This is a genomic window from Pseudomonas yamanorum (genome assembly GCF_900105735.1).
In the GTDB taxonomy this organism is placed as follows: domain Bacteria; phylum Pseudomonadota; class Gammaproteobacteria; order Pseudomonadales; family Pseudomonadaceae; genus Aquipseudomonas; species Aquipseudomonas yamanorum.
The window spans coordinates 5,596,131-5,617,399 of the sequence record NZ_LT629793.1; the positions used below are offsets into that span (position 1 = coordinate 5,596,131).

The 21,269-nt window shown below is 57.1% G+C and carries 15 protein-coding genes, 2 tRNA genes and 3 rRNA genes; 12 read left to right on the top strand and 8 right to left on the bottom strand.

All coding sequences use genetic code 11. The features are described 5' to 3' along the window. Window positions 1-4: 4 nt before the first annotated feature. Genes BLU46_RS26425 through msuE form a run of 3 tightly spaced genes read right to left on the bottom strand, consistent with a single transcriptional unit; the run spans window position 5 to window position 2,958 of the window. The gene (locus BLU46_RS26425; RefSeq protein ID WP_063028403.1) at window positions 5-1,192 is read right to left on the bottom strand and encodes an acyl-CoA dehydrogenase family protein; all 1,188 of its coding nucleotides are present in this window, start codon (window positions 1,190-1,192) and stop codon (window positions 5-7) included. Window positions 1,193-1,239: 47 nt separating this feature from the next. Beyond that, entirely contained in the window at window positions 1,240-2,385 is a 1,146-nt protein-coding gene (ssuD, locus tag BLU46_RS26430) for an FMNH2-dependent alkanesulfonate monooxygenase (RefSeq protein WP_003210130.1), read from the bottom strand. A 9-nt stretch (window positions 2,386-2,394) separates the two neighbouring features. After that, the gene (gene msuE, locus BLU46_RS26435; protein WP_063028405.1) at window positions 2,395-2,958 is read right to left on the bottom strand and encodes an FMN reductase; all 564 of its coding nucleotides are present in this window, start codon (window positions 2,956-2,958) and stop codon (window positions 2,395-2,397) included. Between the two features lie 397 nt (window positions 2,959-3,355). Here msuE and BLU46_RS26440 point away from each other — a divergent pair, with 397 nt between their 5' ends. The 3 genes from BLU46_RS26440 (at window position 3,356) to BLU46_RS26450 (ending at window position 6,859) form a co-directional block, all read left to right on the top strand. Further along, on the top strand, window positions 3,356-3,625 hold the full coding sequence (locus BLU46_RS26440; RefSeq protein ID WP_076016660.1) for a DUF547 domain-containing protein: 270 nt from the start codon (window positions 3,356-3,358) through the stop codon (window positions 3,623-3,625). Between the two features lie 228 nt (window positions 3,626-3,853). Continuing rightward, entirely contained in the window at window positions 3,854-5,014 is a 1,161-nt protein-coding gene (locus tag BLU46_RS26445; protein ID WP_063028407.1) for a cysteine desulfurase family protein, read from the top strand. A 36-nt stretch (window positions 5,015-5,050) separates the two neighbouring features. Beyond that, window positions 5,051-6,859 carry an aminopeptidase P family protein gene (locus BLU46_RS26450; protein ID WP_093207761.1) on the top strand — a complete coding sequence of 603 codons (1,809 nt, stop codon included), beginning with the start codon at window positions 5,051-5,053 and terminating at the stop codon, window positions 6,857-6,859. Here BLU46_RS26450 and BLU46_RS26455 read toward each other — a convergent pair. Both BLU46_RS26455 and BLU46_RS26460 read right to left on the bottom strand, forming a co-directional pair. After that, a complete protein-coding gene (locus tag BLU46_RS26455; protein ID WP_093207764.1) occupies window positions 6,856-7,446 on the bottom strand; it encodes a 2-hydroxychromene-2-carboxylate isomerase in 591 nt (196 codons plus the stop codon). The genes BLU46_RS26450 and BLU46_RS26455 overlap by 4 nt on opposite strands. Before the next feature lie 35 nt (window positions 7,447-7,481). After that, window positions 7,482-8,213, bottom strand: coding sequence for an SDR family oxidoreductase (locus BLU46_RS26460; protein WP_076016655.1), 732 nt, complete (start codon window positions 8,211-8,213; stop codon window positions 7,482-7,484). An 87-nt stretch (window positions 8,214-8,300) separates the two neighbouring features. Between BLU46_RS26460 and BLU46_RS26465 the strand changes: the two genes are divergently transcribed. Then, entirely contained in the window at window positions 8,301-8,861 is a 561-nt protein-coding gene (locus tag BLU46_RS26465) for a TetR/AcrR family transcriptional regulator (protein WP_063028416.1), read from the top strand. Between the two features lie 12 nt (window positions 8,862-8,873). Here BLU46_RS26465 and BLU46_RS26470 read toward each other — a convergent pair whose 3' ends face one another. After that, window positions 8,874-9,155, bottom strand: coding sequence for a hypothetical protein (locus BLU46_RS26470; protein ID WP_017476825.1), 282 nt, complete (start codon window positions 9,153-9,155; stop codon window positions 8,874-8,876). Between the two features lie 167 nt (window positions 9,156-9,322). Continuing rightward, window positions 9,323-10,210, bottom strand: a complete 888-nt coding sequence (gene rhtA / locus BLU46_RS26475) for a threonine/homoserine exporter RhtA (RefSeq protein WP_063028418.1) — start codon at window positions 10,208-10,210, stop codon at window positions 9,323-9,325. Window positions 10,211-10,909: 699 nt separating this feature from the next. Here rhtA and BLU46_RS26485 point away from each other — a divergent pair. The 5 genes from BLU46_RS26485 to rrf all read left to right on the top strand — a co-directional run bounded on the left by BLU46_RS26485 (window position 10,910) and on the right by rrf (window position 16,127). Next, window positions 10,910-12,446, top strand: a 16S ribosomal RNA gene (locus BLU46_RS26485). An 82-nt stretch (window positions 12,447-12,528) separates the two neighbouring features. After that, window positions 12,529-12,605: transfer RNA gene (locus BLU46_RS26490), tRNA-Ile, on the top strand. Between the two features lie 30 nt (window positions 12,606-12,635). After that, window positions 12,636-12,711 (top strand) — tRNA-Ala (locus BLU46_RS26495). Between the two features lie 236 nt (window positions 12,712-12,947). Next, a 23S ribosomal RNA gene (locus BLU46_RS26500) occupies window positions 12,948-15,841 on the top strand. Between the two features lie 170 nt (window positions 15,842-16,011). Continuing rightward, window positions 16,012-16,127 (top strand): 5S ribosomal RNA (gene rrf, locus BLU46_RS26505). The 16S, 23S and 5S rRNA genes sit together here with 2 tRNA genes alongside, the layout of an rRNA operon. Before the next feature lie 77 nt (window positions 16,128-16,204). On the opposite strand, the gene BLU46_RS26510 is transcribed toward rrf, so the two are convergent. Next, window positions 16,205-17,095, bottom strand: a complete 891-nt coding sequence (locus BLU46_RS26510) for a LysR family transcriptional regulator (protein WP_093207766.1) — start codon at window positions 17,093-17,095, stop codon at window positions 16,205-16,207. Between the two features lie 101 nt (window positions 17,096-17,196). Here BLU46_RS26510 and BLU46_RS26515 point away from each other — a divergent pair, with 101 nt between their 5' ends. The 3 genes from BLU46_RS26515 to BLU46_RS26525 all read left to right on the top strand — a co-directional run bounded on the left by BLU46_RS26515 (window position 17,197) and on the right by BLU46_RS26525 (window position 21,261). Beyond that, window positions 17,197-18,612: an aldehyde dehydrogenase family protein gene (locus tag BLU46_RS26515; RefSeq protein ID WP_093207769.1), complete on the top strand. Its 1,416-nt coding sequence runs from the start codon at window positions 17,197-17,199 to the stop codon at window positions 18,610-18,612. Between the two features lie 196 nt (window positions 18,613-18,808). Next, window positions 18,809-20,701, top strand: coding sequence for a penicillin-binding protein 2 (gene mrdA / locus BLU46_RS26520; protein ID WP_010166602.1), 1,893 nt, complete (start codon window positions 18,809-18,811; stop codon window positions 20,699-20,701). Between the two features lie 92 nt (window positions 20,702-20,793). Beyond that, entirely contained in the window at window positions 20,794-21,261 is a 468-nt protein-coding gene (locus BLU46_RS26525; protein WP_063028424.1) for an SRPBCC family protein, read from the top strand. The last annotated feature ends 8 nt before the right edge of the window (window positions 21,262-21,269 follow it).

Genomic DNA, 21,269 nt, shown 5'->3' on the forward strand with positions numbered 1-21,269 from the left:
TCTTCTAGGAGTAGAACGTGGGAATCGGCAGGGACTGGTTCAACGCCCAGTCCCCCAGTTCGTGGAGTTTGTAGTCCACCGGGTCGTGCAGGGTTTGCGTGCGCAGGTTGCGCCAGTGCCGGTCCAGGCGCAGGGAGGCGTGGGTGGAACGCGCGCCGGTGACTTCGAACAGGCGGCTGCACAGTTCCAGGCCGTTGCGGGTGGCGGCGACCTTGGCGGTGGCGATGGCGATGGCCAGTTCGCCGCGCTCGCTTTCGCTGAGGCTCGGGCCTTTGGCCCAGGCCTGGTCCAGCAGCTCGGCGGCACGCTCCACCAGCAGTCGAACGCCTTCAAGGGCGACCCAGAATTCGCCGTAGTGGTTGAGCACATACGGGTCCTGGCGGATGTCCTGCACCGTGGATTTATGCCAGGGCCGGGTTTCGGTCAGGGTGTAATTCCGGGCTTCGGCAAAGGCGCCTTCGGCGATGCCAAGGAACATATGGGTGAAGGTCAACTGAGCGATCAGCGGGCGCAGGCAGGCGAAGGGTGTGCTCAACGGGCCGGGATCGAGGAGCAACTCCGACTCCTCCACGCGTACCCGTTCGAAGCTGGCGCTGCCGCTGTCGGTCTGGCGCTGGCCAATGTTGTTCCAGTCATTGTGCAGGGTGATGCCGCTGCGCCCGCTGGGGATGGCGGCGATCAGCAGCTTGCCGCCGGCGTTTTCATCCACGGCTGAGGCGATCAGCATTTCCGAGTCGCTGGCGCCGGAGCAAAAGCTCTTCTTGCCGGAGAATTCTCGCCAGCCTTTGTAGGCCTTGACCACCGTGCGCGTGTCCAAGGGGTTGAGGGCGTTGCCCCAGAACCAGTTTTTGCGCGCGGTTTGTTCGAACCAGGGTTGCCATTGCTCCGGGCGGGAGAACAGGCGAACGGTGGCAAGCATCAGGTGATGAAAGCCGAAGACGTGGGCGATGGAGCTGTCGACTTTGGCGAACTCGCGAACGATCTCCAGGGTCTCGCTCCAGCGGGCGCCGAGGCCGCCGTATTGGGTGGGGATGCTAAGGGCCAGCAAGCCGCTTTGGCGCAGGGCGTCACGTTCGGTCTTGGGTGTGCCGCCGCGCTCGTCGCGTTCGACGGCGGTGAGGGCGAATTCGGCGGCCAGCACTTTGGCTGTCTGCAACGGTGAGGGCAGGACGCTGTTGGGTTTGGCTGTCACGCGGGATTCCTCATGGTGTGCCGGGGCGTACCCCGGCAGACGGCAAGTCAGGCCTTGGCTTTTGCCGGCAGGACGTCGTTGGCAATCATTTCGCCGAACGGTCCGGTGAGGTTGGTGACGCCGCGCCCGGCCAGGCTCGCGTAGGGTTCCGGCAGCAGCGGGAACACCAGTTCGGCAAAGCGATACGCCTCTTCCAGGTGCGGGTAGCCGGAGAAGATGAAGCTTTCGATGCCCAGGTCCGCGTATTCCTTGATCCGCTCGGCAACTTGCTGGGGGTTGCCCACTAAGGCCGTGCCCGCGCCGCCACGCACCAGGCCGACGCCGGCCCACAGGTTGGGGGCGATTTCCAGGTTGTCGCGGCGCCCGTCGTGCAGGGCGGCCATGCGCCGCTGTCCTTCGGAGTCAAAGCGTGAGAAGGATTTTTGCGCGGCGGCGATGGTTTCGTCGCTGATGTGTTCGATCAGTTTGGCAGCGGCTTTCCAGGCGTCTTCTTCGGTTTCCCGCACGATCACATGCAGGCGAATCCCGAACTTGACGGTGCGACCATGGCGGGCGGCGCGCTCACGCACGTCGGCGAGTTTTTCCGCGACGGCGGCCGGTGGTTCGCCCCAGGTCAGGTACACGTCGACTTGTTCGGCGGCGAGGTCGTGGGCAGCGTCCGAGGAACCGCCGAAGTACAGCGGCGGATACGGCTTTTGCACCGGCGGGTAAAGTGCCTTGGCGTTCTGCACCCGCAGGTGTTTGCCTTCGAAGTCCACCGATTCGCCCTGCAACACGCGGCGCCAGATCTTGAGGAATTCGTCGGTCACTTCGTAGCGTTCGCTGTGATCGAGGAAGCTGCCGTCGCCGCGGTTTTCGTCGGGGTCGCCGCCAGTCACCACGTTGATCAACAGGCGGCCATTGGACAGGCGGTCCAGGGTGGCGGCCATGCGTGCGGAGACGGTCGGCGAAATGATCCCCGGACGAATCGCCACCAGGTAGCGCAGGCGTTCGGTCAGTGGCACCAGCGCCGAGGCGATGACCCAGGAGTCCTCGCAGGAGCGGCCGGTGGGGATCAGCACGCCGTGGTAGCCGAGGTTGTCCGCAGCTTGGGCGACTTGTTTCAAATAGTTGAGGGTGACCGGGCGAGCGCCTTGGGTGGTGCCCAGATAATGGCCGTCACCGTGTGTAGGCAGAAACCAGAAAACATCCATGACAAATCCTTAAGCGATTTTCAGCAGAGAGGTGGGATGCGCGGCAAACAACGGCGCGGCGCGTTCTGCAGCAAGGCGAATGCGGGCCTTCAAGGGCTCACTGGTTATTTGGTAGTCGGTGAAGTCGGCCTCGGTGGCGTACACGCCAATGGGCAAAGTCAGGGCCTGGAAGAAACTGAACAGCGGGCGCAGTTGGTGATCGAGTACCAGGGCGTGGCGTTCACTGCCGCCGGTGGCCGCCAGCAACACCGGGGTGTTGATCAGGGCGTTGAGGTCGACCAGGTCGAACAGGTGCTTGAGCAGGCCTGGGTATGAACCGCGATACACCGGGGCGGCGACGATCAGCAGGTCGGCCTGTTCGATGGCGTGCAGTTGCGCCTCGACGTCGGCGGGCAGTTCCTGGCGGGACAGTGCGCCGCCCAGTGGCCGGGCAATGTCGCCCAGTTCAATCAGGGTGGTCTGGATCGGCAATTGAGTGGCCAGTTCGGCCAGCACCGCCTGGGTCAACACCAGGGTGCGGGACGGGCGCCAGGTTCCGCCGGAGAGGGCAACGACATTCAGTGGACGGGTCATCAACAGTTCCTTTTTCAACAGTCGCTCAGGGCAAGAGCAGTAGCAGGACTTGAGCAAGAGCTGTACCAAGCTGCGCAGGCCTTGACTGGCGCGGGTCGTGGGCCAGGTGTTGGAAAATGACGGTGTTGTCTGCCTGGTGTTTTGTTGAATGACTGTTGCCTGGGCAACAGTTGCCAGGCGAACAGTGGCGTGAGCGTTGAAGCCATTTATAGAGGGTTGTGTTTATTCCGTAAATGAACGTATTTCCATATTTATAGATCTGCATGGAATATAAGGCGTGGCTATCACAGGTGTCGCAAGGGTTGATAGCGACTATCACGGCTGATGATTTTTCACCGTGCAGGGGCGGGAGTAGCCTGTGCTCATTGACTTCAACCCGTTTCGCAGGACCTTCGCCATGAATCGTTTTCTCGCCATTTCCGTATTGCTCGTCACCTCAGTTCTTGCCGGTTGCGCGACACATTCGTCGCCTGAACTGCGTGCCTACTCGGCGGAAGAGAGCAAGGAGCTGGCGCTGGAAGCCCTGAGCCGTCGAGGCCTGTCGTTTGATGAATACCAACAGAAGAAAGCCGAACTGACCGGCCAGCCACAGAAAACCTTTGGTTTCGACCGTCAGGGTGAAATGAATGCCGAGCGCGGCATGACGCTCCACGGTCGCCCCAGTTGAGTCAGTGACCAGGTCTGAAAAGCCCGAGGTTTCCCACAGGAACCTCGGGTTTTTTGTTTGCCATCCGTTTCCCGGAGCCTGTTAAGCTGAATTTCAGGAGAGTTCCTACGCACTTTTAAATAAAGTGGTCTTTCTTTAACGGCACGGGATCAGGTAAACCATCTTCCTTCCTGATCGCTGCCCCTGAGACGTCGTTCTCGGGAACATGCTCTGCGAGTCTTTAACGTCATGAATAAACGTCCGCTGTATTTCGACTACGCCGCCACCACGCCGGTGGATGAGCGGGTCATCCAGGTGATGGTCGAGTGCCTGGGCTTCAACGCCAACTTCGGTAACCCTGCGTCCAGTTCCCATGCGTTCGGCCAACAGGCCCGGCAAACGGTTGAACAGGCGCGGGGCCAGGTGGCTGAACTGGTCGGCGCGGAGCCGGCACAGATCGTCTGGACCTCCGGTGCCACCGAGTCCAACAACCTCGCCATCAAGGGCGTCGCCCAGGCGCGGGGCGTAGCCGGTGGGCATATCATCACCAGCCAGATTGAACACAAGGCCACGTTGGATACCGCCCGCCAGTTGCAGGAAGCCGGGATTGCGGTGACGTACCTGGTGCCGGACGCCGAAGGTTTGATCAGCGTCGAGGCGGTGAGCGAAGCGTTGCGTGAGGACACCTTCCTCGTGTCGCTGATGCTGGTGAACAACGAGCTGGGCACCCTCAACGATATCCAGGCGATTGGCGCGCGAGTGCGTGAACACGGTGCGTTGTTTCACGTGGATGCGGCGCAGGGCGCGGGCAAGGTCGCGATTGACCTGGCTGAGTGGCCGGTGGACCTGATGTCATTTTCCGCACACAAACTCTATGGTCCCAAGGGTATCGGCGCGCTGTACGTCGGCCCACGTGCGCAGCAGAAAGTGCTGGCGCAGATTCACGGCGGTGGTCATGAAGGCGGCTTGCGTTCCGGCACCCTGGCGACTCACCAGATTGCCGGTATGGGCACTGCGTTCGCACTGGCGGCAGCGTCCTTTGCCGAAGAGAAGGCGACCATTGTTGCCCTGCGCGAGCGCCTGCTGGAACAGCTGAATACGATTGCCGGGGTGCGCCTCAATGGCAGCCTTACCCAGCGTATTCCCCACACCTTGAGCCTGACGTTCAGCGAGGGCGAGTTCAATTCCGCCGCGTTGAGCGCGGGCATTGCCTTCTCGGCCACGTCGGCCTGCAATTCGGCGAGCAATGCACCGTCTCATGTGCTTCTGGCGCTGGGCCATGATGCCCGCAGCGCAGGTCGCACCATTCGCTTGAGCCTCGGGCGGTTTACCACCGAGCAGGACATCGATCAGGCGGTACAACTGATCAAGGCCGCACTGGCCAGCGCACCGGCTTTCTGGGCCGTTTGACCCCATAACAATTATTAGTGGTTAGCAGGAGACACGATGAGCACACAGCCTTTGACCCATGGAACGGTTCCCCAGCGCCTGGCGCACACCCGCGAACTGATGAGCCGCGAGGGTATTCATGCCCTGTTGGTGCCGTCGGCCGACCCACACTTGTCCGAATACCTGCCGGGTTACTGGCAGGGTCGTCAGTGGTTGTCGGGTTTTCATGGTTCGGTGGGTACGCTGATTGTCACCGCGGATTTCGCCGGTGTATGGGCAGACAGCCGCTATTGGGAACAGGCGACCAAGGAACTCAAGGGCAGCGGTATCGAGTTGGTCAAACTGCAACCGGGCCAGCCCGGGCCGCTGGAGTGGCTGGCGGAACAGACGCCGGAAGGCGGTGTGGTGGCCGTGGATGGCGCGGTCATGGCCGTTGCATCAGCTCGCACTTTGGGCAGCAAGCTGGAGGCACGTGGTGCACGCTTGCGTACGGACATCGACCTGTTGAATGAAGTCTGGCAAGACCGCCCAACCTTGCCGAACCAGCCGATCTATCAGCATTTGCCGCCTCAGGCCACCGTCAGCCGTGGCGAGAAGCTCGCAGCCCTGCGTGCCAGCTTGAAGGAGAAGGGCGCCGACTGGCATTTCATCGCGACCCTGGACGACATTGCCTGGCTGTTTAACCTGCGCGGCGGCGACGTTTCGTTCAATCCGGTGTTTGTGTCCTTTGCCTTGATTGGCCAGCAGCAGGCGACGCTGTTTGTGGCCTTGAGCAAGATCGACGCCGAGCTGCGCGCCTTGCTGGAACAGGATGGCGTGACCCTGCGGGATTACAGCGAAGTTGCGGCGGCGTTGAAGGACATTCCTTCAGGCGCCAGTGTGCAGGTCGACCCGGCACGGGTGACTGCTGGATTGCTGGAGAACCTGGGCAGTGGCGTGACGCTGATCGAAGGCCTGAACCCTACTACCTTGGCCAAGTCGCGCAAAAGCCTGGCGGACGCCGAGTATATTCGCCAGGCCATGGAGCAGGATGGCGCAGCCCTGTGTGAATTCTTTGCCTGGCTCGACAGCGCGTTGGGCCGTGAGCGCATCACCGAACTGACCATTGATGAACACCTGACAGCGGCCCGTACCCGTCGTCCGGGTTATGTGTCGTTGAGCTTCAATACGATTGCCGCGTTCAACGCCAACGGTGCGATGCCGCATTATCACGCGACTGAAGAAGAGCACGCGCTGATCGAAGGCGATGGTTTGCTGCTGATCGACTCGGGGGGCCAGTACCTGGGTGGCACGACCGACATCACGCGGATGGTGCCTATCGGCACGCCAAGCGAAGAGCAGAAACGCGATTGCACGCGTGTGCTCAAGGGTGTGATTGCCTTGTCCCGCGCGCATTTTCCCAAAGGTATTCTTTCGCCGTTGCTGGACGCCATCGCCCGCGCGCCGATCTGGGCGGAGGGCGTGGACTACGGCCACGGCACCGGCCATGGCGTAGGCTATTTCCTGAACGTGCATGAAGGTCCCCAGGTGATCGCGTACCAAGCCGTCGCTGCGCCGCAAACGGCGATGCAGGCGGGCATGATTACGTCCATCGAACCGGGCACTTATCGTCCGGGCCGTTGGGGCGTGCGCATCGAGAACCTGGTGTTGAACCGTGAAGCGGGCAAGACCGAGTTTGGCGAGTTCCTCAAGTTCGAGACACTCACCCTATGCCCGATCGACACCCGTTGCCTTGAGCCGTCGCTGCTGACGGTGGAAGAGCGCCAGTGGTTCAACGACTACCATGCGCAAGTGCGCGAGCGCCTGAGTCCGCTGCTCAGTGGCGCTGCGCTGGAGTGGTTGCAGGTGCGTACGGCCGCGATCTAGCTCAGCGCTTCACGCACAAAGTCCAGGCGATCCTGGCCAAAGAACAGCTGGTTGCCGACAAACAGGCTGGGGGCACCGAATACGCCACGTTGGATGGCGTGTTCGGTGTTGTCCTTGAGGGCAGCCTTGACCTCGTCATCATTGGTTAGCGCCAGGATTTCTTCGGGATCAAAGCCGTGTTCGGCCAGCACCGTGGCCACCACGGACAGGTCTCCCAAGTGACGGCCCTCTACCCAAAGTGCGCGGAACAGGCAGTCGATGAAGTCAAGAAAGCGTTCGGGCTGGCGCATTTGAATGCCGGTGACCGCACGCATCAGCTGCAAGGTGTTGATGGGAAAGTGCGGATTGAACTTGAGCGTGACGTTGTAGCGCTGGGCATAGCGCGCCAGGTCCTGGAACATGTAGCGGCCCTTGGCGGGAACGGTGGCCGGCGACGCGTTGCCGGTGGCTTTGAATACGCCGCCCAGTAGCATTGGCTTATAAATCAACTGGGCGCCGGTTGCCGCGCATAGGCCTGGAAGCTGGGTATAGGCCAAATAGGTGGCCGGGCTGCCGAGATCGAAGAAAAACTCCACGGTTTTACTCATGCTGGGTACTCGCTGTTTATTGTTATGGGGCGTGCTTACCAGGGTTCATTCCAGGGGCGCAGGTCCAGTTCGAAGGTCCAGGCGTCTCGTGGCTGGCTATGCAGGTACCAGTAGTTATCGGCGATGTGCTCGGGGTTGAGAATACCGTCCTGATCCTTGAGGGCGTATTTTTGTGGGAAGTTGTCGCGGATGAAGTCAGTGTCGATGGCGCCATCCACGACCACGTGGGCGACGTGGATATTCCGCGGGCCCAGTTCGCGAGCCATGCTTTGCGCCAGTGCGCGGATCCCGTGTTTGGCTCCGGCGAATGCGGCAAAGCCGGCGGCGCCACGCAAGCCGGCGGTGGCACCGGTAAACAGGATGGTCCCGCGATTACGGGTGACCATGCGCTTGGCCACTTCCCGGGCGTTGAGGAAGCCTGAGAAACAGGCCATCTCCCAAATCTTGAAGTACTTGCGGGCGGTTTCTTCCAGGATACTGCACGGCACATTGGCGCCAATGTTGAAGACAAAGGCTTCTATGGGCCCCAACTCGGTTTCGATCTGTTCGATCAGGGCGATAACGTCCTCTTCCTTGCGGGCATCGCAGGCAAAGCCATGCGCTTCTCCACCTGCCGCCTGGATGCTTTCTACCAAGGGTTGCAGTTTATCGGCGCTGCGCCGGGTAACGCAGGCGACATAGCCCTCACGGGCAAAGCGCTTGGCGATGGCGCCACCGGTAGCATCGCCGGCACCCACTACCAGTACGATTTTCTTGTTGTTCGTCATGGGAGATCCTTTAGTAAACGATCGTTTGCCAAACGAACGTTATGCTACGATCCGACAGGCGTCAAGCGGACAACAGAGAGGGAAGTGATGCGATATTCGGCCAGTCATAAGCAGGAAACCAAAGAGAAGCTGCTGGATAGCAGTGCGGCCTTGGCGAAGAAAGAAGGGTTTGCCAGCGTCGGGGTGGATGGCTTGATGAAAGCCATTGGCTTGAGTGGCGGTGCCTTTTATAGCCACTTCGCCTCGAAGGACGAATTGTTCAGCTCGATTGTCGAGCGTGAATTGAGCCATAGCCTTGAACGCTTGAATGGCAATGGTGTGCAGAGTCGGGAGCGGCTGGATCGCTGTTTGAAGTTCTATTTGAGCATGGCCCATGTGGAGCAGTCGGAGGCGGGCTGTGCGTTGCCGAGCCTGGGGGCGGAGATTGCACGGTCTGATGTGGCAGTACGCCAACAGGCGCAGGACTGGATTTGCCGATTGCAGGCGGGCTGGGCTGCAACGTTGGGCAGCGAGGATTTGGCTTGGTCGATTCTGTCGCAATGCATCGGCGCCCTGGTGGTGGCGCGGATGATGGTCAGCCCGCAGGTGCAGGCGCAGGTCATGTCATCGAACTACGATGTGCTCAGTCAACAGCTGTCGAGGCTGTGAGAGCGTCGACAGTTATTTGCAGATGACTATCATGCTTCGGCTGGTGTAGCCGGCGGGGTTGAGGCCGAACGGGTAGTCGCCCGGGTCTTCGGCGTTGTCGCCTGACTTGGCGATGACTTTATAGCCTTTGGCGCCGCATGAATTGGCTGCACTGGCGTAGCACTTGTCCCAGGAGGAGGACAGGCCCGAGCAGTTGATATGCAGTCCCTTCTTTCCCCGCTTCACTTCGGTCTTGGTAGTCGCGGCACAACCTGCGATTGCCACAATCATGAACAGCATCAAAATTCGCTTCATTCCTATCCTTAATAGCCGCCCCGCTTAGCTGCACGAAGCTGGCTTTACTCGCTCTCGAGTGTAGCGTTCATGATGTCCTTATCTAAATTCTCCATGAGTGACACTGGGTTACGGTTTAAACATGGCCTAATTGAGCGGCAAATGCCAGAGCTACGTCAAATCCTGAATCAATCTGCGGGAACGAGTGGCTTTGATTCGTTACGCATGGTCAGGGTTGCGCCAACCGAGGCCAGAATAATGCAGGTGATCGCCAGCCACTGCGCCAAGGATAAGTGTTCTTGAAGGAAAAACAGGCCGGACAGGGCGCCGAATGCGGGCTCGATACTCATCAAGGTTCCGAATGTGCGGGCGGGCAGGCGAGTCAGGGCGACCATCTCCAGAGTGTAGGGCAGGGCGGTGGATAAAACGGCGACACCAATGGCGATCGGGATCAGGGAGGGAGTGAGTAATGCCGCGCCCGCGTGGACGATTCCGATCGGCGCGACAAACAGTGCGGCGATCATTACACCCAGGGCGGCGGTCTGTACGCCGTTGTCAGCGCCGGCCTTTTGGCCGAACAAAATATAGAGTGCCCAGCACACACCTGCGCCCAGTGCGTAAGCGGCGCCTGTCAGGTCGATGCCGTTGCTGGCCGCTCCCATGGGGATCAGCAGCAGAAGGCCAATGATGGCCAAGGCTATCCAGAGAAAGTCTACAGCGCGCCGTGAAGCATATATGGCGACGGCCAGTGGGCCGGTGAATTCCAAGGCTACTGCGATGCCTAGCGGAACGGTCCGCAGCGACATATAGAAGAGGAAGTTCATTCCGCCCAGGGCCATTCCGTAAACGATCACGGTCTGTAGCGACTTGGCTGTGAGCTTGGCGCGCCATGGGCGTAATAGAAGCAGCATGATCACGCTGGCGAAAATCAGGCGAAGGGTGGTGGTGCCTTGCGCGCCCACAATGGGGAACATGCTTTTGGCGAGTGATGCGCCTGATTGAATGGAGGCCATGGCAATGAGTAGCAGGCCGACCGGAAACAATGTCGAAGCCAGGCTACGGGGTGAAGTGGTCATTGAGGGTGTTCGTCCGAGGTCGTATTTAAAGAAGCAGAAGTGGCTATGATGCTTAACTGTGTGGTGATGAGCAATATATTGCTCAACGTGTGCCGTATTTCTCTATATATAGGTAGATTTTGTGATTGTCGGGATGGATTGATAGAAAAGCTAAATTAAGGGTTGACGGCAGATTCTGGAAGTCTATAATTCGCCCCACTTCCGGCGCAGTCGAAACGGAAAACTCCTTGGTAAACAAAGAGTTATGTAGGTTTCGACAGTGAGCTGCTTCAGATCATCGAAGCCCAGAAGGAGTTGATAGGGACGTGTTGTTTAGCCCTATTAACGGTTCGATCTTCTCGGTCGAAAGCGGAGAAAAAGAGGTGTTGACAGCAGCGTGTAACGCTGTAGAATTCGCCTCCCGCTAACGAGAGATCGGAAGCGCAAGTGGTTGAAGTTACAAAGGAAACTTTGAAAACTTCTGAAAATAATCACTTGACAGCAAATGAGGCTGCTGTAGAATGCGCGCCTCGGTTGAGATGAAAGATCTTAACCAACCGCTCTTTAACAACTGAATCAAGCAATTCGTGTGGGTGCTTGTGGAGTCAGACTGATAGTCAACAAGATTATCAGCATCACAAGTTACTCCGCGAGAAATCAAAGATGTAACCAACGATTGCTGAGCCAAGTTTAGGGTTTCTTAAAAACCCAAAGATGTTTGAACTGAAGAGTTTGATCATGGCTCAGATTGAACGCTGGCGGCAGGCCTAACACATGCAAGTCGAGCGGTAGAGAGAAGCTTGCTTCTCTTGAGAGCGGCGGACGGGTGAGTAATGCCTAGGAATCTGCCTGGTAGTGGGGGATAACGTTCGGAAACGGACGCTAATACCGCATACGTCCTACGGGAGAAAGCAGGGGACCTTCGGGCCTTGCGCTATCAGATGAGCCTAGGTCGGATTAGCTAGTTGGTGGGGTAATGGCTCACCAAGGCGACGATCCGTAACTGGTCTGAGAGGATGATCAGTCACACTGGAACTGAGACACGGTCCAGACTCCTACGGGAGGCAGCAGTGGGGAATATTGGACAATGGGCGAAAGCCTGATCCAGCCATGCCGCGTGTGTGAAGAAGGTCTTCGGATTGTAAAGCACTTTAAGTTGGGAGGAAGGGCAGTAAATTAATACTTTGCTGTTTTGACGTTACCGACAGAATAAGCACCGGCTAACTCTGTGCCAGCAGCCGCGGTAATACAGAGGGTGCAAGCGTTAATCGGAATTACTGGGCGTAAAGCGCGCGTAGGTGGTTCGTTAAGTTGGATGTGAAATCCCCGGGCTCAACCTGGGAACTGCATTCAAAACTGACGAGCTAGAGTATGGTAGAGGGTGGTGGAATTTCCTGTGTAGCGGTGAAATGCGTAGATATAGGAAGGAACACCAGTGGCGAAGGCGACCACCTGGACTGATACTGACACTGAGGTGCGAAAGCGTGGGGAGCAAACAGGATTAGATACCCTGGTAGTCCACGCCGTAAACGATGTCAACTAGCCGTTGGGAGCCTTGAGCTCTTAGTGGCGCAGCTAACGCATTAAGTTGACCGCCTGGGGAGTACGGCCGCAAGGTTAAAACTCAAATGAATTGACGGGGGCCCGCACAAGCGGTGGAGCATGTGGTTTAATTCGAAGCAACGCGAAGAACCTTACCAGGCCTTGACATCCAATGAACTTTCTAGAGATAGATTGGTGCCTTCGGGAACATTGAGACAGGTGCTGCATGGCTGTCGTCAGCTCGTGTCGTGAGATGTTGGGTTAAGTCCCGTAACGAGCGCAACCCTTGTCCTTAGTTACCAGCACGTAATGGTGGGCACTCTAAGGAGACTGCCGGTGACAAACCGGAGGAAGGTGGGGATGACGTCAAGTCATCATGGCCCTTACGGCCTGGGCTACACACGTGCTACAATGGTCGGTACAGAGGGTTGCCAAGCCGCGAGGTGGAGCTAATCCCAGAAAACCGATCGTAGTCCGGATCGCAGTCTGCAACTCGACTGCGTGAAGTCGGAATCGCTAGTAATCGCGAATCAGAATGTCGCGGTGAATACGTTCCCGGGCCTTGTACACACCGCCCGTCACACCATGGGAGTGGGTTGCACCAGAAGTAGCTAGTCTAACCTTCGGGAGGACGGTTACCACGGTGTGATTCATGACTGGGGTGAAGTCGTAACAAGGTAGCCGTAGGGGAACCTGCGGCTGGATCACCTCCTTAATCGACGACATCAGCTGCTCCATAAGTTCCCACACGAATTGCTTGATTCATTGAAGAAGACGATAAGAAGCAGCCCGAAATTGGGTCTGTAGCTCAGTTGGTTAGAGCGCACCCCTGATAAGGGTGAGGTCGGCAGTTCGAATCTGCCCAGACCCACCAATTTTGTGTGGGAAACGCCTGTAGAAATACGGGGCCATAGCTCAGCTGGGAGAGCGCCTGCCTTGCACGCAGGAGGTCAACGGTTCGATCCCGTTTGGCTCCACCACTACTGCTTCTGAAAGTTTTGAAAGCTTAGAAATGAGCATTCCATCGTTGTGATGGTGAATGTTGATTTCTAGTCTTTGATTAGATCGTTCTTTAAAAATTTGGGTATGTGATAGAAAGATAGACTGAACGTTACTTTCACTGGTAACGGATCAGGCTAAGGTAAAATTTGTGAGTAATTGCGAATTTTCGGCGAATGTCGTCTTCACAGTATAACCAGATTGCTTGGGGTTATATGGTCAAGTGAAGAAGCGCATACGGTGGATGCCTTGGCAGTCAGAGGCGATGAAAGACGTGGTAGCCTGCGAAAAGCTTCGGGGAGTCGGCAAACAGACTTTGATCCGGAGATGTCTGAATGGGGGAACCCAGCCATCATAAGATGGTTACCTTACACTGAATACATAGGTGTATGGAGCGAACCAGGGGAACTGAAACATCTAAGTACCCTGAGGAAAAGAAATCAACCGAGATTCCCTTAGTAGTGGCGAGCGAACGGGGACTAGCCCTTAAGTGGCTTTGAGATTAGCGGAACGCTCTGGAAAGTGCGGCCATAGTGGGTGATAGCCCTGTACGCGAAAATCTCTTAGTCATGAAATCGAGTAGGACGGAGCACGAGAAACTTTGTCTGAATATGGGGGGACCATCCTCCAAGGCTAAATACTACTGACTGACCGATAGTGAACTAGTACCGTGAGGGAAAGGCGAAAAGAACCCCGGAGAGGGGAGTGAAATAGATCCTGAAACCGTATGCGTACAAGCAGTGGGAGCAGACTTTGTTCTGTGACTGCGTACCTTTTGTATAATGGGTCAGCGACTTATTTTCAGTGGCGAGCTTAACCGAATAGGGGAGGCGTAGCGAAAGCGAGTCTTAATAGGGCGTCTAGTCGCTGGGAATAGACCCGAAACCGGGCGATCTATCCATGGGCAGGTTGAAGGTTGGGTAACACTAACTGGAGGACCGAACCGACTACCGTTGAAAAGTTAGCGGATGACCTGTGGATCGGAGTGAAAGGCTAATCAAGCTCGGAGATAGCTGGTTCTCCTCGAAAGCTATTTAGGTAGCGCCTCATGTATCACTGTAGGGGGTAGAGCACTGTTTCGGCTAGGGGGTCATCCCGACTTACCAAACCGATGCAAACTCCGAATACCTACAAGTGCCGAGCATGGGAGACACACGGCGGGTGCTAACGTCCGTCGTGAAAAGGGAAACAACCCAGACCGTCAGCTAAGGTCCCAAAGTTATGGTTAAGTGGGAAACGATGTGGGAAGGCTTAGACAGCTAGGAGGTTGGCTTAGAAGCAGCCACCCTTTAAAGAAAGCGTAATAGCTCACTAGTCGAGTCGGCCTGCGCGGAAGATGTAACGGGGCTCAAACCATACACCGAAGCTACGGGTATCACCTTCGGGTGATGCGGTAGAGGAGCGTTCTGTAAGCCTGTGAAGGTGAGTTGAGAAGCTTGCTGGAGGTATCAGAAGTGCGAATGCTGACATGAGTAACGATAATGGGTGTGAAAAACACCCACGCCGAAAGACCAAGGTTTCCTGCGCAACGTTAATCGACGCAGGGTTAGTCGGTCCCTAAGGCGAGGCTGAAAAGCGTAGTCGATGGAAAACAGGTTAATATTCCTGTACTTCTGGTTATTGCGATGGAGGGACGGAGAAGGCTAGGCCAGCTTGGCGTTGGTTGTCCAAGTTTAAGGTGGTAGGCTGGAATCTTAGGTAAATCCGGGATTCTAAGGCCGAGAGCTGATGACGAGTTATCTTTTAGATGACGAAGTGGTTGATGCCATGCTTCCAAGAAAAGCTTCTAAGCTTCAGGTAACCAGGAACCGTACCCCAAACCGACACAGGTGGTTGGGTAGAGAATACCAAGGCGCTTGAGAGAACTCGGGTGAAGGAACTAGGCAAAATGGCACCGTAACTTCGGGAGAAGGTGCGCCGGTGAGGGTGAAGGACTTGCTCCGTAAGCTCATGCCGGTCGAAGATACCAGGCCGCTGCGACTGTTTATTAAAAACACAGCACTCTGCAAACACGAAAGTGGACGTATAGGGTGTGACGCCTGCCCGGTGCCGGAAGGTTAATTGATGGGGTTAGCTAACGCGAAGCTCTTGATCGAAGCCCCGGTAAACGGCGGCCGTAACTATAACGGTCCTAAGGTAGCGAAATTCCTTGTCGGGTAAGTTCCGACCTGCACGAATGGCGTAACGATGGCGGCGCTGTCTCCACCCGAGACTCAGTGAAATTGAAATCGCTGTGAAGATGCAGTGTATCCGCGGCTAGACGGAAAGACCCCGTGAACCTTTACTATAGCTTTGCACTGGACTTTGAATTTGCTTGTGTAGGATAGGTGGGAGGCTTTGAAGCGTGGACGCCAGTTCGCGTGGAGCCAACCTTGAAATACCACCCTGGCAACTTTGAGGTTCTAACTCAGGTCCGTTATCCGGATCGAGGACAGTGTATGGTGGGTAGTTTGACTGGGGCGGTCTCCTCCTAAAGAGTAACGGAGGAGTACGAAGGTGCGCTCAGACCGGTCGGAAATCGGTCGTAGAGTATAAAGGCAAAAGCGCGCTTGACTGCGAGACAGACACGTCGAGCAGGTACGAAAGTAGGTCTTAGTGATCCGGTGGTTCTGTATGGAAGGGCCATCGCTCAACGGATAAAAGGTACTCCGGGGATAACAGGCTGATACCGCCCAAGAGTTCATATCGACGGCGGTGTTTGGCACCTCGATGTCGGCTCATCACATCCTGGGGCTGAAGCCGGTCCCAAGGGTATGGCTGTTCGCCATTTAAAGTGGTACGCGAGCTGGGTTTAGAACGTCGTGAGACAGTTCGGTCCCTATCTGCCGTGGACGTTTGAGATTTGAGAGGGGCTGCTCCTAGTACGAGAGGACCGGAGTGGACGAACCTCTGGTGTTCCGGTTGTCACGCCAGTGGCATTGCCGGGTAGCTATGTTCGGAATAGATAACCGCTGAAAGCATCTAAGCGGGAAACTAGCCTCAAGATGAGATCTCACTGGAACCTTGAGTTCCCTGAAGGGCCGTCGAAGACTACGACGTTGATAGGTTGGGTGTGTAAGCGCTGTGAGGCGTTGAGCTAACCAATACTAATTGCCCGTGAGGCTTGACCATATAACACCCAAGCAATTTGTATGCTCCAAGCTGAAAGGCGAAAGAGACCAGATTGCGGTGTGTGAAGACGAAACGAACCGAAAGTTCGAAAGACTCACAAAACACCGAAGCTATCACATACCCAATTTGCTGAAGCGAGGCCAACTGGCCACGACTCAGTACCCGAATTTCTTGACGACCATAGAGCATTGGAACCACCTGATCCCATCCCGAACTCAGCAGTGAAACGATGCATCGCCGATGGTAGTGTGGGGTTTCCCCATGTGAGAGTAGGTCATCGTCAAGATTAAATTCCGAAACCCCTGATTGCTAACGCAATCAGGGGTTTTGTTTTGGGCGGTCGAAAACTCACAGCGATGCTGTTTAAAATCCTTTCTCCCTGATCAACCCGATCAGCGCCCTTAATCCCGCTGGCACATGACGTCTTCCTGGATAATAGAGGCGCAGAGGGTCAAAAGATGGCGTCCACTCCTCCAGCACACGCACTAACGTCCCCTTCGCTAAATCAGCCGCGGCATTCCATTCCGTAAGGTAGGTTAGGCCCAGCCCCGCCCTGGCAGCCTCAAGCATCAGGCTAGGATTATCCAGGGTCAAAGCCCCCTGTACCTCAATAGCAAGCGCTTCGCCATGACGCTCAAACTCCCAGTGATAGATCGCACCGCCAGGCATTCGGCTACGAATACATTGATGGACCTTCAGATCCATTGGGCTGGCGGGGACGGGGTTGCTGACAAAATAGTCCGGGCTGCCCAATACCGCAAAACGCTGGACTGGGCTGATATCGACCGCGATCATGTCTTGAGGAACGGTGTCACCTAGACGAATTCCTGCATCAAATCCCTGGGCAACGATGTCTACCAATCGCCCTTCAGTGACGATATCCAGTTTCATCCGCGGATAACGCCGCAGATACTCCAGCAGCAGCGGCATCACCTGCTTTGCGGCACCCGCTGAGGTATTCAGGCGCAAGGTGCCGCTCGGCTCCGCACTGCGATTTCCCGCCTGTTCCAGCGCAGTGCGAATGCTCAACAGTGCCGGAGTAATCGTCTCGACAAACTCTGCACCCACTTCAGATAACGACACACTGCGGGTTGTGCGATTGAACAGCCTCACCCCCATCCGCGCTTCAAGCCCTGCAATAGAGTGGCTCAGCGCCGAGGTCGATACATTTAATTCAGTTGCCGCCGCACGAAAACTTCTATGTCGCGCCACTGCCAATACGGCTTCCAGTTCATTCAGTCCGGATGTATTCATTGTCCTGAATCACTCATCAACTCATGCAGATTTGTACGGCTTATCAGCTCAATCATAGTGACTTACCGTAGGACGCACTAGCTCAGTGTCCCGGAGGACCTATGCAATACATCAATCGGATTTACATCAACGGCGTCTTTGTGACACCTCATGGCGAAGAGCGTTTTAATCTGTTCAATCCGGCTACGGGCCAGAGTATTGGCCAGGTTCGATTGGCAAATGAACAAGATGCTTTGGATGCCATCGCAGCCGCCAAGCGAGCTTTTACCGAGTTCTCCCACAGCTCGAAAGACGTACGCATCGACTATCTCAAGCGCATGCACGCCGCAGTTGAAGCCATTGAGGAGGAACTCACCGATGCGATTATCGAGGAGTACGGCGCCCCGGTTTCCCGTGCGCGATGGATGGCCAAGCACGCGGCCAGCGTCCTGCAAGATGCCGCTTCGGTACTGGAGAACTATAACTTCTCTCGACGTATCGGCATTGCCGAGGTGGTCATGCAGCCGTTGGGTGTGGCCGGCTTGATCACGCCCTGGAACAGCAACGCCGGTTTTATCTGCGGCAAGCTCGCTGCAGCGCTTGCCGCCGGCTGTACCGCTGTGATCAAACCCAGTGAAATGAGCGCAATCCAGACCTCCATCGTCACCCGCGCACTCCATGAAGCGGGGCTGCCCGCGGGCGTGTTCAACATCGTCACCGGCCGTGGTGAAACCGTAGGTGCCGTGTTGAGTGCCCATCCCGACATCGCAAAAGTCTCCTTCACCGGCTCAACGGCTGTCGGCAAAACCATCCTGCGTACCGGCGCCGAGACCTTGAAGCGCGTCACTCTGGAACTAGGCGGCAAATCACCGGTGCTGATTCTCGATGATGCGGATCTCAAAACCGCCGTGCCCCTGGCTCTCCAGGCCGGCTTCATGAACAGTGGTCAGGCTTGCATCGCCGGCACCCGAATCCTGGTACCTCAAAGTCGCCTGGCTGAAATCGAAGCGCTGATGATCGAGGAAGTGACCAAAGTACAAGCCGGTAATCCTCGTGATCCAGCCACGGCCGTGGGCCCCATGGTCAGCCTTAAACAATGGGAGCGCGTGCAGCGCTACATTCAGATCGGGATCGAGGAGGGCGCTCACCTGCTAGCGGGAGGCCCCGGTCTGCAAGAAGGCATCACGGCGGGCTGGTTTGTGAGACCCACCGTATTCAGCCGCGTGACCAATCAAATGACCATCGCTCGCGAGGAGATTTTCGGGCCGGTGCTATCGATCATTACCTACGCGACCGAGGAGGAAGTACTGACGATAGCCAACGACACCCCCTACGGCCTCCAGGCGTACATCCTGTCCTCAAATCCCGAACGCGCCCGCAGGCTGGCTAGCCGTATCGATGCAGGCCGAGTCCTGATCAATACCCTCGCCCATGAGCCATTGGCCCCGTTTGGCGGTTTCAAGCAATCGGGTATTGGTCGCGAGTACGGCACATTTGGCCTGGAAGCCTTCCTGGAGCCCAAGTCCATCCTAAGCTGATTCCTCAGCATGAAAACGTATGAATAAGGTCAACGTCCCAAACCAAAGTGCATGAACAGGCCCTATAAGCACACCGTTCAGGGAAATCGATGCAAAGTGTTTCCGCATTTTTGGTATGGTGCAGCACATTTTCACAAGGACTGATTTTTCCTCCGCAGGAAGCGGCGTCGACCTTATTCAACGAGATGCTGTAGAAATGCCTGAACCAATACCGATCAAGGACCACGAAAAAGAAAACCGCCTGGTCAACAAGCGGCTGCTGGCCTGCGCGCTGCTGGTAATCGGCATTACCTGCGCCTTGGTAGGCCGGATGTACTTCCTGCAGGTTGTGCAGTACGACTACCACTCCACCATTTCCGAAAACAATCGCGTCCACGTCCTGCCGATCACACCGACCCGCGGCCTGATCTATGACCGCAACGGCGTAGTACTTGCCGACAACCGTCCGAGCTACAACCTGACCATCACCCGCGAGCGCACCACCGATCTCAAGGGTGAGCTGGACGCCATCGTCAGCCTCCTGCATTTGCCTGCCGAGGACCGTGGCGTATTTGATAAAGCGCTCAAGCAAGCGCGTCATCCCTTCGTCCCCGTCACGCTGTTTTATGAGCTGACCGAAGAACAGATCGCCGTGCTGGCCGTCAACGAATTCCGCCTGCCTGGCGTGGATGTCGAGCCGCAATTCGTCCGCCATTACCCGCTGGGTGCGCACTTTGCCCACTCCATTGGCTACGTAGGCCGGATCAACGAAAAAGAATCCAAGGCCCTCGATTCAGTGGAATACCGGGGCACGCAATCCATCGGTAAAACCGGGATCGAGCGCTTCTACGAGTCCGAGCTGCATGGCCACGTGGGCTATGAAGAAGTTGAAACCAACGCCCAGGGCCGCGTCCTGCGAGTGCTCAAGCACACCGACCCGATCCCCGGCAAAAACATCGTTTTGAGCCTGGACGTCAAACTCCAGGAAGCTGCCGAAGAAGCCCTCGGCGACCGTCGCGGCTCGGTGGTCGCTCTCGATCCGGCAACTGGCGAAGTCCTGGCGATGGTCAGCAAGCCGAGCTTTGACCCGAACCTGTTCGTCACCGGTATCAGCTTCAAGGAATATGCAGCGCTTCACGACTCTCTTGATCGTCCGCTGTTTAACCGCGTGCTGCGCGGGCTCTACGCGCCAGGCTCGACGATCAAGCCGGAAGTCGCCATCGCCGGCCTCGACAGCGGTGTAGTCACCGCCCAGACCCGCGTGTTCGACCCGGGTTACTACCAACTCCCGGATTTCGACCATAAATACCGCAACTGGAACCACAGCGGCGACGGCTGGGTAGACATGGACGCAGCGATCATGCGCTCCAACGACACCTACTTCTACGACCTGGCCCACAAGCTGGGCATCGACCGCCTGCACGACTACCTGGCTGAATTCGGCCTTGGCCAGAAAGTCTCCCTCGACATGTTCGAAGAGTCGGCCGGCTTGATGCCGTCCCAGGCCTGGAAGCGCGCCACCCGACGCCAACCGTGGTTCCCGGGTGAAACCGTGATCCTCGGCATCGGCCAGGGCTACATGCAGGTCACCCCGCTGCAACTGGCCCAGGCCACTGCGTTGATCGCCAACAAAGGCGTGTGGAACCGCCCGCACCTGGCCAAGACCATCAATGGCGTGGCGCCAGTGGATGAAAACCCGATGCCCAACGTTGTCCTCAAAGACCCGCGCGACTGGGAGCAGGTCAACCACGGCATGCAACTGGTCATGCACGACCCACGAGGTATCGCCCGGGCGGCTGCAGCCGGTGCGCAATACCGGATTGCCGGCAAGAGTGGTACCGCACAGGTGGTGGCGATCAAGCAGGGTGAGCGTTACAACCGTCTCAAGACCCTGGAACGCAACCGCGACAACGCCTTGTTCGTTGGCTTCGCCCCGGCGGAGCACCCGCGGATCGTGATTTCGGTGATGATTGAAAACGGCGAGGCTGGTGGCCGGGTGGCGGGCCCGGTGGTGCGTCAGATCATGGACGCCTGGTTGCTCGATCAGGAAGGCCATTTGAAGCCGCAATACGCGACGCCCAGTAAGGCGCCGGGTGATCCCCACGTCTGAGGTCTTCAGGGCATGACGCTGTTCATGCCTTATACCTTGTCAAAGGTTGCGCATTGGTCGATGTCGCCTACTGTCAATACAGGAGGTGTCTCATGCACGAATCAAATGAAATCAAACGTAAAGTCCTGCTCAACGCGTCACGTCAACGGGTCTGGGATGCACTGACCGACGCCGAGCAATTCGGCAGCTGGTTTGGCATCGCCCTCAAGGGCAAGCAGTTTGCCGCAGGGCGGGCCATTGAAGCCCCGATCACTTATCCAGGTTACGAGCACGTGGTGTGGAAGGCGAAAATCGAGCGCCTTGAGCCACAAGCGCGGTTCTCTTTCAGTTGGCATCCTTACGCCGTAGACAAGGAGGTGGATTACGACACGGAAGCCCCAACCCTGGTGGAGTTCACCCTTGAGGATCACGCCGAAGGCATCTTGTTGCGGGTGGTGGAGTCAGGTTTCGATGCGATCCCGGACGCTCGCCGCCAGAAGGCCTACAAGAAGAACTCCCGAGGCTGGGACGATCAGATGAATAACATCGAAGAGTACCTGGCGAAATCCCATCGGCCTTGAGTCCAGTG

Excerpts from the sequence above, each read along its gene's own strand:
- ssuD (WP_003210130.1), bottom strand. The coding sequence starts at position 2,385 with ATGGATGTTTTCTGGTTTCTGCCTACACACGGTGACGGCCATTATCTG.
- msuE (WP_063028405.1), bottom strand. The coding sequence starts at position 2,958 with ATGACCCGTCCACTGAATGTCGTTGCCCTCTCCGGCGGAACCTGGCGC.
- BLU46_RS26440 (WP_076016660.1), top strand. The coding sequence starts at position 3,356 with ATGAATCGTTTTCTCGCCATTTCCGTATTGCTCGTCACCTCAGTTCTT.
- BLU46_RS26445 (WP_063028407.1), top strand. The coding sequence starts at position 3,854 with ATGAATAAACGTCCGCTGTATTTCGACTACGCCGCCACCACGCCGGTG.
- BLU46_RS26450 (WP_093207761.1), top strand. The coding sequence starts at position 5,051 with ATGAGCACACAGCCTTTGACCCATGGAACGGTTCCCCAGCGCCTGGCG.
- BLU46_RS26455 (WP_093207764.1), bottom strand. The coding sequence starts at position 7,446 with ATGAGTAAAACCGTGGAGTTTTTCTTCGATCTCGGCAGCCCGGCCACC.
- BLU46_RS26460 (WP_076016655.1), bottom strand. The coding sequence starts at position 8,213 with ATGACGAACAACAAGAAAATCGTACTGGTAGTGGGTGCCGGCGATGCT.
- BLU46_RS26465 (WP_063028416.1), top strand. The coding sequence starts at position 8,301 with ATGCGATATTCGGCCAGTCATAAGCAGGAAACCAAAGAGAAGCTGCTG.
- BLU46_RS26470 (WP_017476825.1), bottom strand. The coding sequence starts at position 9,155 with ATGAAGCGAATTTTGATGCTGTTCATGATTGTGGCAATCGCAGGTTGT.
- rhtA (WP_063028418.1), bottom strand. The coding sequence starts at position 10,210 with ATGACCACTTCACCCCGTAGCCTGGCTTCGACATTGTTTCCGGTCGGC.
- BLU46_RS26510 (WP_093207766.1), bottom strand. The coding sequence starts at position 17,095 with ATGAATACATCCGGACTGAATGAACTGGAAGCCGTATTGGCAGTGGCG.
- BLU46_RS26515 (WP_093207769.1), top strand. The coding sequence starts at position 17,197 with ATGCAATACATCAATCGGATTTACATCAACGGCGTCTTTGTGACACCT.
- mrdA (WP_010166602.1), top strand. The coding sequence starts at position 18,809 with ATGCCTGAACCAATACCGATCAAGGACCACGAAAAAGAAAACCGCCTG.
- BLU46_RS26525 (WP_063028424.1), top strand. The coding sequence starts at position 20,794 with ATGCACGAATCAAATGAAATCAAACGTAAAGTCCTGCTCAACGCGTCA.